The 12761-nt window shown below is 65.2% G+C and carries 11 protein-coding genes; 4 read left to right on the top strand and 7 right to left on the bottom strand.

Annotated features, from left to right (window positions below):
• Nucleotides 1-67: 67 nt before the first annotated feature.
• Entirely contained in the window at nt 68-544 is a 477-nt protein-coding gene (locus tag GGC30_RS02425) for a hypothetical protein (RefSeq protein WP_066555023.1), read from the top strand.
• On the opposite strand, the gene GGC30_RS16690 is transcribed toward GGC30_RS02425, so the two are convergent.
• The 3 genes from GGC30_RS16690 to GGC30_RS02410 form a co-directional block, all read right to left on the bottom strand.
• Complete coding sequence (locus GGC30_RS16690; RefSeq protein ID WP_370451839.1) at nt 541-1329, bottom strand: pyrroline-5-carboxylate reductase family protein; 789 nt, start codon at nt 1327-1329, stop codon at nt 541-543. The two genes, GGC30_RS02425 and GGC30_RS16690, sit on opposite strands and share 4 nt — an antisense overlap.
• A 17-nt stretch (nt 1330-1346) precedes the next feature.
• Nucleotides 1347-1850: a YbjN domain-containing protein gene (locus GGC30_RS02415; RefSeq protein WP_017504503.1), complete on the bottom strand. Its 504-nt coding sequence runs from the start codon at nt 1848-1850 to the stop codon at nt 1347-1349.
• Nucleotides 1851-1923: 73 nt separating this feature from the next.
• Complete coding sequence (locus GGC30_RS02410) at nt 1924-2211, bottom strand: accessory factor UbiK family protein (protein ID WP_153922568.1); 288 nt, start codon at nt 2209-2211, stop codon at nt 1924-1926.
• A 173-nt stretch (nt 2212-2384) separates the two neighbouring features.
• Between GGC30_RS02410 and lgt the strand changes: the two genes are divergently transcribed.
• From lgt to pgeF, 3 genes are read left to right on the top strand one after another with little or no spacing between them, the layout of a single operon-like run.
• Nucleotides 2385-3260 (top strand): prolipoprotein diacylglyceryl transferase, encoded by an 876-nt coding sequence (gene lgt / locus GGC30_RS02405; RefSeq protein ID WP_153922567.1) that lies wholly within the window; start codon nt 2385-2387, stop codon nt 3258-3260.
• On the top strand, nt 3257-4342 hold the full coding sequence (locus tag GGC30_RS02400; protein WP_153922566.1) for a class I SAM-dependent methyltransferase: 1086 nt from the start codon (nt 3257-3259) through the stop codon (nt 4340-4342). The genes lgt and GGC30_RS02400 overlap by 4 nt, the downstream gene beginning before the upstream one ends.
• 13 nt (nt 4343-4355) lie before the next feature.
• Nucleotides 4356-5126 (top strand): peptidoglycan editing factor PgeF, encoded by a 771-nt coding sequence (gene pgeF, locus GGC30_RS02395; RefSeq protein ID WP_153922565.1) that lies wholly within the window; start codon nt 4356-4358, stop codon nt 5124-5126.
• Nucleotides 5127-5172: 46 nt separating this feature from the next.
• Here the strand turns inward: pgeF and lpxC are convergent, their stop codons facing one another.
• The 4 genes from lpxC to ftsA form a co-directional block, all read right to left on the bottom strand.
• The gene (gene lpxC / locus GGC30_RS02390) at nt 5173-6072 is read right to left on the bottom strand and encodes a UDP-3-O-acyl-N-acetylglucosamine deacetylase (RefSeq protein ID WP_153922564.1); all 900 of its coding nucleotides are present in this window, start codon (nt 6070-6072) and stop codon (nt 5173-5175) included.
• Nucleotides 6073-6258: 186 nt separating this feature from the next.
• Nucleotides 6259-7845: a cell division protein FtsZ gene (ftsZ, locus tag GGC30_RS02385; protein ID WP_055803793.1), complete on the bottom strand. Its 1587-nt coding sequence runs from the start codon at nt 7843-7845 to the stop codon at nt 6259-6261.
• A 265-nt stretch (nt 7846-8110) separates the two neighbouring features.
• Nucleotides 8111-11200 carry a TonB-dependent siderophore receptor gene (locus GGC30_RS02380; protein ID WP_157076446.1) on the bottom strand — a complete coding sequence of 1030 codons (3090 nt, stop codon included), beginning with the start codon at nt 11198-11200 and terminating at the stop codon, nt 8111-8113.
• Nucleotides 11201-11449: 249 nt separating this feature from the next.
• Nucleotides 11450-12742: a cell division protein FtsA gene (gene ftsA / locus GGC30_RS02375; RefSeq protein WP_039247066.1), complete on the bottom strand. Its 1293-nt coding sequence runs from the start codon at nt 12740-12742 to the stop codon at nt 11450-11452.
• Nucleotides 12743-12761: the final 19 nt, after the last annotated feature.

Here is a 12761-nt window from a genome sequence, read left to right as displayed (position 1 = left end):
AGCAGGGTCTGGCGAAACAACGCTGCAAGGGTCATCTTGAGGGCGACAGGGCTTGGAGATGATTTCGATGCGTAAACTCGCCTTCTTTGCACCTCTGGCCGCGACACTCGCCGTCGCCGCCATGGCTCAGGCTCAAGCGCCGACGGTGAACGTCACGGTCGGGCCGCAGCTTCAGCGCGAGGTCGAAAAGCTCGGCGACCGCGAGGTCAACGAACAGATCGCCGGCCTTCAGGCCGAGGTTGGAAAGGCCTTGGCCCAGCGTTATCCGGGCGCGACCGCCAATCTGGTCCTGGTCGACCTGAAGCCCAACCGGCCGACTTTCGAACAGGTCCGTCAGACGCCCGGCCTCGACCCGATCCGCAGCGTGTCGATCGGCGGCGCGGCCATCAAAGGCGAGATCGTGATGGCGGACGGTGTGACGCGGCCCGTGGACTATTCCTATTTCACGCCCAGCATCAACGACGTCTGGGGCTACAGCGTCTGGCGCGACGCTGACCGCGCGTTCGAGCGCTTCGGCGATCAGATCGAGCGCGGACGCTTCTAGCCCATCTCGCGGTTGCGTCTGACCGCCGCCGCGACCGTCTCGTCCAGCATCGCCGTGAGGCGGCCGTCCTTCGCCATGGCGTCAAGCCCGGCGCGGGTCGAGCCGCCAGGCGAGGCGATGCGGCCGATCAGGGCCTCCAGCCCGTCGTCACCCATGGAGTCGGCTGCGGACCTCAGGGTCGCGCGCGCCAGCACATCGGCCGTCGCCGCATCCAGACCCGCCGCCTCCCCGGCCCGCGCCAGCGCTTCGGTGAAGGCGTAGAAATAGGCTGCGCCCGAGCCGGCCACCGCTGTCGCCGCATCCATCAGCGCCTGGTCGGCCAGCACGACCGTCTCGGCCATCGGCTCGAACAATGCCCGCCCGATGCCCTCGGCGCGCGTATCCGCCGACCAGACCGAGGCCACGCCGCGCCCGCGCGACACACCGGTCGTCGGCATCACCCGCACGATGGGCCAGCTTCCCAGGCCTTCCGCCAGCGTCGGCGCCGTCACGCCCGCCATTACCGACAGGATGACGGCTCGGTCGTTCAGGAACGGCGCCAGCGGAGCCATTACTTGACGCCACATGGCCGGTTTGACCGCCAGAACGATTACCGCCGCCTCGGTCAGGACCTCCAGCGGCGGATTGACCCGCGCGCCCTTGGCCCGCGCCGTCTCGGCAGCCGGCTTCTTAGACGGAGAGAGAATGATCAGGTCGGATGCCGCCACCGTCTCGGTCAGCAGCCAGCCTTCCAGAATGGCGGAGCCCAGCCGGCCGCAGCCGACCAGGACAACGGGCCCCGGCACAGATGCCGCGCTTGGCATCAGGCGGTGCCGACGGTCTCGAACAGGCAGGCGTCGATCGCCTCCTGCGGCTTCTTGTTCCCGCGCACCATGAAGTCGAAGGCGGGATAGTAGCGATCCGAAGCCTCGATGGCCGCGTCGATCATCGACGCCGCCTGGGCCAGGGTCGGACGCTCACCCATCGGCAAGGCCAGCGAATGACGGAAGACGATCTCCCCGTCCTCGGCCCAGACTTCGAAATGGCCCATCCAGGTGCGCTGGTTGATCAGGCCGACCAGTTCATAGGCCGCCGTCTTGCGGCTTTTGGCCACCTTCAGATCCAGCGCGCAGCACAGCTGAAGACAGTCGCCCTCGGGACGCCAGGCGAACCACAGCTCATAGTCCTTCCAGTCGCCGGCCAGAGCAAAGGCGAGGTCGCCATCGTCGGTGCGGTCGAACGGAAGATTCTCGGCCGTGAGCACATGCTCGACGACCTCAAGCGGGTCGAAGGGCACGTCCACTTCCTCGGGCCGGGCGATGTCCATCAAGTGTCTTTCACGCTGCGTCCGCGAGAATCGCGGGCGTTAACAGAACGGTAAGCCTGTTCGCAGATTCGGCTCAACCGGCTGCGTCCCCGGGTTGAGTTCCATCTGTGGACGTTCCCTTCGCGGGCTTTGCAGCCGGCTTTTGGGCGGCCTTCAGCTCTGCGATCTCAGCCCGCAGAGCCGCGATCTCGTCCTTCAGAACATCAAACTCGTCGCGACGGACCAGGTCCATTTCGGCGGCGATCCGGTCAGCCTGGGCGCGCCAGGCGGTCTTGGCCTCTTCGCCTGCGGCCTGGGCAAGGCCCATGGCGCCGGTCGTCAGCTTGGCGAACTCGTCCAGAATGGGATTGCGGGTCTGCATGGCGGCTCCGACCTCAACGTCGTTAACGAAGGTTCACCGACTATGGTGAACGAAACCTTTCTTTCTGCTGCTTCGCGGGCGCCATCAAGGCGTCGTGATGCGTCTTCACAGGCGACGACGGCGGCGACGCTTGCTAAACCGCTGTCAAAGACAGTCCCGCACAGGAACGCCCATTGCCCTTTCCCGAATTCGATCCGGTCCTGATCCACCTCGGACCGCTTCCGATCCGCTGGTACGCGCTGGCCTATGTCGCCGGCATCGTGCTGGGCTGGTGGTACGCCGCGCGCCTGACCAAGACCCAGCGGCTGTGGGCGCCCGGCAAGCCGCCTGTCACCACGACGCAACTGGACGACCTGGTGCTGTGGATCGTGCTGGGCATCATCCTGGGCGGCCGCCTGGGCTACGCCCTCTTCTACAAGCCGGCCATGTACGGCCAGCTGTTCACCGGCCAGACGCTGGGCGAGCGGTTTGAACTGTTCCAGCTGTGGACCGGCGGCATGAGCTTCCACGGCGGCTTCCTGGGCGTCTGCCTGGCCATCGTCCTCTATGCCCGGTCGCAGAAGATCGACATGCTGCGCCTCGGGGATCTGGTCGCACCTGTCGTGCCGATCGGCCTGATGTTCGGCCGCCTGGCCAACTTCATCAATGGCGAGTTGTGGGGCCGCGAGACGACCGTTCCCTGGGCCGTGCGCTTCTGCAACGCCCGCATTGAACAGATGTACGGTTTCTGCCCCGCGGGCGATGCGCCCCGCCACCCCAGCCAGCTCTATGAGGCGGGTCTTGAGGGGATCGTCCTCTTCTCCGTCCTTTCCATTGCCATCTGGAAGTTCGGCCTGCTGAAGAAGCCCGGCTATATCACCGGCCTGTTCCTGGTGGGCTATGGCGTCTGCCGTGCGGCGCTGGAGAATGTGCGCGAGCCGGATATCGGCATGCCAGATTTCCCGTTCGGCCTGACCATGGGAATGATGCTGTCGATCCCGATGATCCTGGTCGGCGCCTGGCTGATCTGGCGCGCATGGAAGCGCCCGCCGGCTGCCGCTGAGGCATGAGCGAGACCGAAACCCTCAAGGCCCGTCTGGCGCGCGAGATCGCCTTGACGGGTCCGATGACGGTCGCCGACTACGTGACCCGCTGCCTGCACGATCCCAAGGGCGGCTACTATGCGTCGCGTCCAGATTTGGGCGCGCGTGGCGACTTCATCACCGCCCCCCTGGTCAGCCAGATGTTCGGTGAACTGATCGGCCTGTGGGCGGTCGAAACCTGGAACCGGCTGGGTGCGCCCGAGCGGTTCCGCCTGGTCGAGGTCGGCCCCGGCGACGGTACGTTGATGAGCGACGCCTTGCGCGCCGCCCGCCTAGTCCCGGGCTTTCTCGAAGCCTGCGATCTGATCCTGATCGAACCCAGCGCCCCCTTGCGCGACCTCCAGGCCAAAGCCTTAGCCGGCGCCGACCTGTCGCCGCGCTGGGTCCGCAGCCTGACGGCGATCGAGACCGACGCCCCTGTCATCCTGATCGCCAACGAAGTGCTGGACTGCATGCCCGCCCGTCAGTTCGTCCGCACCGACGGCGGCTGGGCCGAGCGCTGCATCGGCGTCACAGACGATGGCGACCTGATCTTCGGCCTGACCGCCATTTCCGGCGGTTTTCAGAAGCCGGACTTCGAGATCGCGCCAGGCGGCATTCTGGAAATTTCGGATCAGCAGGCGGTCTTCGGCCGCGACCTCGGCCTGTTGATGAAGGCCGCCTCGGGCGCCGCCCTGCTGATCGACTATGGCCGCGCCTGCCCCGAAGCCGGCGACACGCTCCAGGCCTTGCGTCGTCACCAGAAGGTCGATCCCCTCGCAACACCAGGCGAAGCTGACCTAACCCAATGGGCCGACTTCCCCCTGGTGCTGGAAGGCGCGGTGCGAACCGGCGCCGACGTCACCGGCAGCCTGCCCCAAGGCGAGTTCCTGCGCCGGCTGGGCATCGAGGCCCGGGCCGCGGCGCTGAAATCCGGCCGCCCCGCCGCGTCCGGCGTCATCGACCGCCAGCTGCATCGGCTGACCGGCGACAACCAGATGGGAACCCTGTTCAAGGCCGCCGCCATCTTCGCACCCCGATCCATGGTCGTGCCCGGCTGGGACGCCTGATATAGGTAGGGGCATGAGCGACCTGGCCCCCATCACCCACCCGCTTCTGACCGCCGTCGGCATCGCCCACGGCTTCTTCACCCGTGCGGGCGGCGTCTCGACCGGCATCTATGAAGGGTTGAACGCTGGCGTCGGCTCCAAGGACGAACCGGCCGCCGTCGCCGAAAACCGCCGGCGCGTCGCGGCCCATTTCAATGCCGACGCCAATCATCTGAACGGCTGCTACCAGATCCATTCCGCCGTGGCGCGTGTGGCCGAAGGTCCCTGGCATGGCGACCGTCCGGAAGGCGACGCCGTCGTCTCGGCCGAGCCGGGCCTGTTGTGTTCAGTCCTGACCGCCGACTGCGCGCCGATCCTGATGGCCGATCCCGAGACCCGCATCGTCGCTGCCGTCCACGCCGGCTGGAAGGGCGCGCTGGGCGGCGTCATCCACTCCGCCGTTTCCGCCATGCAGGCCCTGGGCGCCGAGCCTCGGCGCACCCTGGCCGTCGTCGGCCCGTGCATCGCCCCCGCCAGCTACGAGGTCGGCGTCGATTTCGAGGACCGCTTCATCCACCACGACCCTGGCAGCGAGCGCTTCTTCCAGCCCGGCGACACCGACGACAAACGCCAGTTCGACCTGCCCGGCTTCGTCCTGTGGCGGCTCCAGCAAGCCGGGGTCGGCCAAGCCGTCTGGACCGGCCACGACACCTGCGCGGATGCGGAACGCTTCTACTCGAACCGCCGCGCCTTCCAGCAGAGCGAGCCAGATTTCGGGCGGTTGATCAGCGTGATCGGAGTTTAGCGCAAACGTCTCTCCTTCCCCGTTCCGGGGAGGGAGAGCGCAGGCCTCAGCCCACCCGCGCCAGCTCCGGCACGCGCGTCACTTCGCGCCACGCATGTGGCGCAGCCAACAGGGCGCGGACCAGCCTGTTGTTCAGGGCGTGACCGGCCTTGTAGCCTTCGTAGCGACCCAACAGCGGCGCGCCCAGGACATACAGGTCGCCGATGGCGTCCAGCGCCTTGTGACGGACGAACTCGCGTTCCATGCGCAGGCCGCCGGGATTCAAAATCTCGTCGCCGTCGATGACCACGGCGTTCTCCAGCGAGCCGCCCCGCGCCAGACCCGCCTTGCGCAACGCCTCGACCTCATGGGCGAAACCGAAGGTGCGGCAGGCCATGATCTCCTTGCGGAAGGTCGGTTCGTCCACGACGAAGTCGATCACTTGATTGCCGATCACGGCCGACGGGAAGTCGATCTCGAACCGCATCTCGTAGCGGTCGCACGGCATCAGGGCCGCATGCTTGTCGCCCTCGACGACATGGACCGTTTCCAGAATCTCGATGTAGCGCTGCGGCGTCGGCTGCGGTCGGAAACCGGCCCGGTCCAGCAGCTTCACGAACTCCAGCGCCGAACCGTCCAGGATCGGCAGCTCCGGTCCGTCGACCTCGATCACGGCGTTCGACACGCCCAGCGCCGCGAAAGCGGCCATCAGATGCTCGATGGTCGAAAGGCGAACGCCCGCGCCGTTCTCGATCATGGTGTTCAGGCGGGCGTCAAGCACGGCCTCGCCCGACACCGGAATGCGGTTGTCGCGGTCGGTGATGTCAGTGCGCACGAAGACGATGCCCGTGCCAGATGGCGCAGGCCGAACCGCCAGCCGCACCCGGCGGCCGGTGTGCACCCCGACCCCGGCGATGATGGCCGGGGCGACGATGGTGCGTTCGTGATGGTCGCTTCTGACCGACAAACCTGAACTCGCTCTTTCCTTTGCGCGCCGCACGCCGTGCGGATTGCGCCCTGCGTTTCATCTAGCGGTCATGCCGCAAGCGCGAAATCAAAGTCCGGTTTCGGATTGTTTCGGTCTGAGACACATCCGAGAACGAGAAACGCCCCGGAGGCGGGCTCCGGGGCGTTTCATCGTCATTTGGGACGTTTAGTTGGCCAGACGGCGGAGAAAGGATGGGATTTCCAGGTCGTCATCGGCCTGTCCCGCCTCCGGTTCTTGATGTTGGACCGGTTGAGCCGAAGAGCGCGCCTGATGCGACGATTGCGGCGCATAGGACATGTCGTGCTGAGGCTGGGTGCGCTTGCCGCGACCAAACAGGCTCCAGCCGCTGCGGCGGTGGTCACGGTCGTCGTAACCATCGTCGGCCTGAGGCTGCTGGGCCGCAGGCGCGGCGCGCTCATAGAGATCGCCTTGCGGCGCGACGCGCGGGGCCGGCGCGCGGGTTTCATATTCCTCGACCCAAGGATCAACGATGGGGTCCAGAGCGCGCGGCTGCGGCTCGGCGACGCGGATCACCGGCTCGGGGCGCGGTTCCGGTTCGCGAGCGGCAGGGGCCTGAAAGGTCGGCACGACCGGCGCCGCCTCGATGCGGGGCTCAGGCGCGCGCGGGGCTTCTGCGCGAACCGGCTCACGGTAGGCGTCGCGGGTCGGTTCCGGCGCGCGCGAGGCTTGCGTGCCATACAAACCCCCAGCCGAGCGGCGAGCGTCATGACCAGCCAGCGGCGCGCTGGCGGCCGGCGGGGCGATGGGTTCGATGCGACGCACTTCGCCCTCGTCCATGCCGGTCGCGACGACTGAGACGCGGATCTTGCCATCCAGGGCCGGGTCGAAGGCCGCGCCGAAGATGATGTTGGCGTCGCCGTCCACTTCCGCGCTGATGGCGTTGGCGGCTTCGTCGACTTCCAGCAGCGTCATGTCCAGACCGCCGGTGATGTTCACCAGCACGGCCTTGGCGCCCTTCAGGCTGGTCTCGTCCAGCAGCGGGTTGGCGATGGCGTTCTGGGCCGCCAGCAGGGCGCGGTCGTCGCCCGTGGCCTCGCCCGTGCCCATCATCGCCTTGCCCATCTCGGACATGACCGCGCGCACATCGGCGAAGTCCAGGTTGATCAGGCCCGGCAGGATCATCAGGTCGGTGATCGAGCGCACGCCCGAGTGCAGGACCTGATCGGCCATGCCGAAGGCGTCGGCGAAGGTCGTGCGCTCATTGGCGACGCGGAACAGGTTCTGGTTCGGGATGACGATCAGGGTGTCGACATAGCGTTGCAGCTCGGCGACGCCCGCGTCGGCCAGGCGCATGCGATGACGGCCTTCGAAGGTGAAGGGCTTGGTTACGACGCCGACGGTCAGGATGCCGCGATCACGCGCGCATTTGGCGATGACAGGGGCCGCGCCGGTGCCGGTGCCGCCGCCCATGCCGCAGGTGATGAAGACCATGTGCGCACCTTCCAGGTGCTGATGGATCTCGTCAGCGGACTCCTCGGCGGCGTTCATGCCGACTTCGGGGTGGGCGCCGGCGCCCAGACCCTGGGTGATGGTCTCGCCCAGCTGGATGCGGCGATCGGTCTTGGCGAAGCTGAGGTGCTGCGCGTCGGTGTTGGCCACGACGAACTCGACCCCTTCGAGGCCGGCGTCGATCATGTTGTTCACGGCGTTGCCGCCGGCGCCGCCGACGCCGAACACGACGATGCGGGGCTTCAGTTCAGTGTGTTGCGGCTTGACCAATGAGAGCGACATTTTCTGTTTCCGACCTGCTGACCCGCCCCTTCAAACCAACCGACCGCCCCGCCGAATCGCTTTGGTTATGAGCGCGTTAAGGATTGCGCCCATGAAGGTTAAGAGAAGGTTACGGCGATAATGTGAGTCGGCCCGAAGAACAGCACAAACCAAAAGCTTTGCCGCTGATTTGTCGAAAATCGTGAAGTCGTTAGGCTGATGGTCGCAATTGAAAATGGGCGGAAGACGTTTCCGTCTTCCGCCCACTTCAAGAAACTACGACAGCTTAGAAGCTGACGCGCGCGCCCATCACGAAGCGACGTCCCAGGCCATCATAGACAGCCGGTTCGGTCGTCCAGCCGGTCGGTTGGCCATAGCCTTGGCCAATATAAACATACTCATCGAAGATGTTGTCGACGCCGGCGAAGACCGTGGCCTTCGGCGTGACGGCGTAGCGAACCTGCAGATCCGAGAAGGTCTTCAGGCCGATGTAGCCGCTGACATCGTTGTCGGCGCAGTCGTCGAGGTCGAAGTAGCAGCTTTCGCCGACGAACTGGGTTTGCCACGACACCGTCAGAGCATTGCGACGGTACAGCAGATCCAGTTGAGCCTTGTTCTTCGACAGGCCCGTGGTGCCTGCCGATTCAACCAGCTCCGCACCCGGCAACGGCGAAGTCTTGTACTCGTCGAGGTGCTGATAGGTCAGGCTGGCGACAAGCGTACCCCAGTTGCCACCGAAGTTGCGGGTGACGGGGAAGTTGTCGAAGTCGAACGTGTAGCTGGCTTGAACGTCGATACCGCTGGTCTTGAACGTTCCCAGGTTCTGCGTTTGGGAGTTCAGTTCACGCATTGCGCCGACCTGCGCCGTACCAGATGCGTAACGAATGACGGACTGACAGAACGGGCTGGACGCGTTGTAGACGCCGCCGCTGTTGACATAGCATTCGTTCAAGCTGGTGCCGCGCGCCAGGTTGGCGATGATGTCGTCGATTTCGATGTTGAAGTAATCGACCGACAGCGAGAAGGGCGACAGCCAGTCATACCAATCCGCATTGAACAGAACACCGCCGGTGATGCTGGTGCTCTTTTCTTGGCTCAGGTTCGGGTTGCCGCTGTTGAAGCCGCCCGTGCCTTGTGCCTCGGCTTGGGTTTGAGCGAACACGCCGTCACGGGCGACACGCGCCGCCAGGGTGGGATCCGCCAAGCAGGCCCGGGCCTGATCGCTTCCGATCGTCGATGCATTGACACCACTGGCGGCGACGTTCGACGGGTTGGCGATGTCCACACGCGTGTTCGTAAACGCAGCTTGGCCACCCGAGGTCGTCAAACCGCGGCAGGGATCAAGGTTGGTCGGGAAGGTCTGCGACCGGCCCGAGAACAACTCGCTGATGTTCGGGGCACGCACAGCGACCGAATACTGCGAGCGGAACTTGATCCAGTCCGTTGGCATATACTCCAGCGACGCAGCCCAGGCTTCGGTGTTGCCGACGGTCGAATAATCCGAGAGGCGGCCCGACAGGTTCAGGTCGAGTTGATGCGCGAACGGCATGTCGCGAAGCAGCGGCACGCGCAGTTCGGCGAAGCCTTCGATGACCTTGAAATCACCCTTGGTTTCAGGGGCGATGTTGCCGCTGGCCAAGCCTTGCTGAAGCGTGGAGTCAGGCGTGTTGCGCGACTCTTCACGACGGTATTCCGAACCCACGACGAACTGGATGGGACCAGCCGGCAGTTCGAAGAGATCGCCGCTCAGGAAGCCGTTCAGAACCTTCTGATCGACGAAGGAGTCGAACGAGTTCTGAACCTTGATGTAGTTGACCACGCCCTGCGACGCGCCACCTTCCTCGAAGATACGGAAGGGCGTACAGCCACGAGCACGCTCTGCGATATTGCGGCAAGCCAGCACGCCACCACCCGTGTCGACCACGTCGAGCGTATTGATCAGGCGATCCTTGAGGATGCCGCCGTTCGTGAGCTGCTGCTCCGAGCTGCGACCCCAGTTACCGCTGATTTCATACTTGAGGTTCATCGAACCCGGAAGCTCGCCCTCCAGGCCAGCAACCACGCGGAACAGGTCGCGGGTCGCTTCGTTCTGACGGTTGCCGAACTCGGTCATGCGGCGTTGGAAGCCAACGACGCGCTGAGCATCGGTCAGACCGGGCGTGCGATCACGAACCGCTTGACGGATGGACTCGGGAACGATCGCGCTGACCAAGGGAATACCATAAAGGCAGCCGGTGGCCGAGCACTGCGGGTTCAAACCAACGTCTTGCGCGTCGCGGAAGATGTCCGCGCCCGAAACGGGGCTCGGCTCGATGTCGCTCTTGGTTTGGCCGCGGTAGTATGACCCCTCGAAGAAGAAGCGATTGTTGTCGTTGAAGTCATACAGCGCCTGGCCGGAGAACTGCAGCGCCGTATTCGGCACGTACAGCTGACGGCTGCCCTGACGGTTAAAGCCGTCGGTGGCAGCAGCATACGGGCGTTGAGCGCCAGTCGTCGGCTCATAGACGCGGTTCGAGTTGTTCAGGCCGATGCCGGGAACGATCGCCACGCCACGCGGAATGAAGCTCGAACCGAAGAAGTAGCGCGTTTCGCCGAAAGTGCCGTCCGCGAAGTTCAGACCACCCAGGCCGTCACGATCCATACCACGGTCGGCGCGATCACGGGCGTAGACGGCTTTGTTTTCCTGATAGGATAGGGTGCCGACGAAATTGCCGCGATCATCGGCGAAGTTCGAACCAAACTTGGTGCCAACCTTGTAGTTCTCGCGATCGCCACGATCGGTGATGCCGTACTGACCGAAGAGCTGGAACCCTTCGTAGTCCTTGTCCGTGATGATGTTCACCACGCCGGCCAAGGCGTCAGAACCGTAGATCGAGGAGGCGCCGCCAGTGACGACGTCGACGCGGTCGATGAACTCGGTCGGCAGGCTGTTGAAGTCGACAACTTGCGTGCCCGGCAGACCGGCGACGAAGCGACGGCCGTTCACCAGAACGAGGGTGCGGTCTTCGCCGAGGTTGCGAAGGTTGACCGTCGCAACGCCGTTGCCTTGCGTGAAGAAGTTGGAGTTGGTGGGCGTCAGCGAGGAAACGCCTGCGGCGGGCAAGGTGCGGAGGATTTCGCCCAGGTTCACTTCACCCGTGTTTTCGATGGCCTCGGACGACACGACCTGCACCTGGGTAGGCGCGTCTTGGTTCGGGCGGACGATGCGCGAACCGGTGACGACGATTTCGCCGACTTCGGTTGCGTCTTGGCTGCCGGAGGTCGATTGCGCGAACGAAGGCGCAGCGACCGCCAGAACGCCGGCAAGAATCGTCGTCCCAAACAGATATTGTCGTTTCAAATGCATTTTGTGGCCCCAATGGAATGTAGCGAACAACAGCAATCCACACCCCAATCACGGATGCGCGCTTGAGCATCTCGTCTAATGCATTCCGACGGAACGGCAAGCTTTGTGACCAAAATCCGGCCACCACGCGTCGGAACTGTTACAGTCGAGCAACAGTTTTTGATTCCGAAAAATCACAATCGGAATGCGTGTACGCCTTACACGCAGCCAATGTTTGCCATGATGCCTTAAGAGATTATCAGTGCCTTCACGAGGGGCGCCAAGCGCCAAGTGCTCGTGTCAAAGATTATCTCTGAGCCAACCAGCCACACGTCCCACCACGTTCCCACGGTGGATTCGCGGCGCATCCGCAGCGGTTATCTGGCGCGCCATCAGCTTCCTTGCAGACACCGCCTCGCGCGGGCCGTAGGCGGCGCGGAGGAGAACGCCGGCGGTGGCGCAGAAGGCGGGACCGGAGGCTGCGTCGGCCAAATGTGGCGCTCGTTGGGGTTTTCCGAGGCGGACAGGACGGTCGAAGACGCGCACGGCGAGTTCGCGCACACCGTTCAGCTGGCTGGCCCCGCCGGTCAGGACGAGACCCGCGCCCGGCTCCAGGCCGACGCCTGCGTTTTTCAGTCGATCACGGAGCAGTTCGAGCGTTTCCTCGACGCGGGGAGCGATGACGGTCTTCAGCATGGCGCGCGGGACGATGACGGGGCCGGCCGAGGCGTCCTCGCCGCGCGGCGGGGCTTCGAGCATTTCGCGGTCCTCATTGGCGCTGGCCATGGCCGAGCCGTGAAGGGTCTTGAGCCGTTCGGCGCCGGCCTTGGACGTCGACAGGCCGCGCGCGATATCGGAGGTGACGTGGTCGCCGCCGACGTTCAGGCTTTCGATATGCAGCAGGGACCGGCCGCCCCAGACCGCGGCGCTGGTCGAGCCGCCGCCCATATCGATGCAGACGGCGCCCAGGTCCATCTCGTCCTCTTCCAGCGCGGCCAGCGACGACACGACGGGTGCGGCGGCGACGCCTTGCAGGTCGAGGTGCGCCAGCTCCAGGCAGTGGCTCAGGGTCGTGAACACGTTCTCGGCCATCGAGACCACCAACAGATCAAGCCCCAGCGAGCCGCCCCGCATCGAACGCGGATCATGCACGCCGCGCGCGCCATCGACCGACCAGGCGATGGGCAGGACGTGGATCGGGCGACGGTTGGGCAGGCGGATCTGAGCCAGGGCCATGCCGATGGCGCGCGCCAGATCGGCGTCGCCGACCGGATTGGCGCCCAGCGAGACGCGGGCCTGCACCCGGTGGCTGGCCATCTGGCCGATAGCCGTGGTGACGACGACGCCGGAAACCGGGCTCTGGGCGGCGCGCTCGGCGCGTTCGACGGCATGACCGATGGCCTGGGCGGCCTCATCCATGTTGATGATCGCCCCGCCCCTCACGCCCTTGGACTGAACGTGGCTGGCGCCCGCGACGCGGATGGTGCGGTCTGCGTGACGCACGCCGTCCGGCTTCATGATGAAGCACGAGACCTTGGACTGACCGATGTCCAGCGCCGCGACCACGGGCGCACGACCGGCGCGAGGATCCATGCCCCGACCGTGATCATTC

The sequence above is a fragment of the Brevundimonas sp. SPF441 genome (assembly GCF_009661015.1).
GTDB lineage: Bacteria > Pseudomonadota > Alphaproteobacteria > Caulobacterales > Caulobacteraceae > Brevundimonas > Brevundimonas vesicularis.
The sequence above is the reverse complement of the archived record's forward strand: the minus strand, read 5'-3'. Positions and strand labels throughout refer to the sequence as shown.

Bases quoted from the DNA above. Each gene is read 5' to 3' on its own strand.
- GGC30_RS02425 (WP_066555023.1), top strand. From the start codon at position 68: ATGCGTAAACTCGCCTTCTTTGCACCTCTGGCCGCGACACTCGCCGTC.
- GGC30_RS02415 (WP_017504503.1), bottom strand. From the start codon at position 1,850: ATGGACATCGCCCGGCCCGAGGAAGTGGACGTGCCCTTCGACCCGCTT.
- GGC30_RS02410 (WP_153922568.1), bottom strand. From the start codon at position 2,211: ATGCAGACCCGCAATCCCATTCTGGACGAGTTCGCCAAGCTGACGACC.
- GGC30_RS02400 (WP_153922566.1), top strand. From the start codon at position 3,257: ATGAGCGAGACCGAAACCCTCAAGGCCCGTCTGGCGCGCGAGATCGCC.
- pgeF (WP_153922565.1), top strand. From the start codon at position 4,356: ATGAGCGACCTGGCCCCCATCACCCACCCGCTTCTGACCGCCGTCGGC.
- ftsZ (WP_055803793.1), bottom strand. From the start codon at position 7,845: ATGTCGCTCTCATTGGTCAAGCCGCAACACACTGAACTGAAGCCCCGC.
- ftsA (WP_039247066.1), bottom strand. From the start codon at position 12,742: ATGGATCCTCGCGCCGGTCGTGCGCCCGTGGTCGCGGCGCTGGACATC.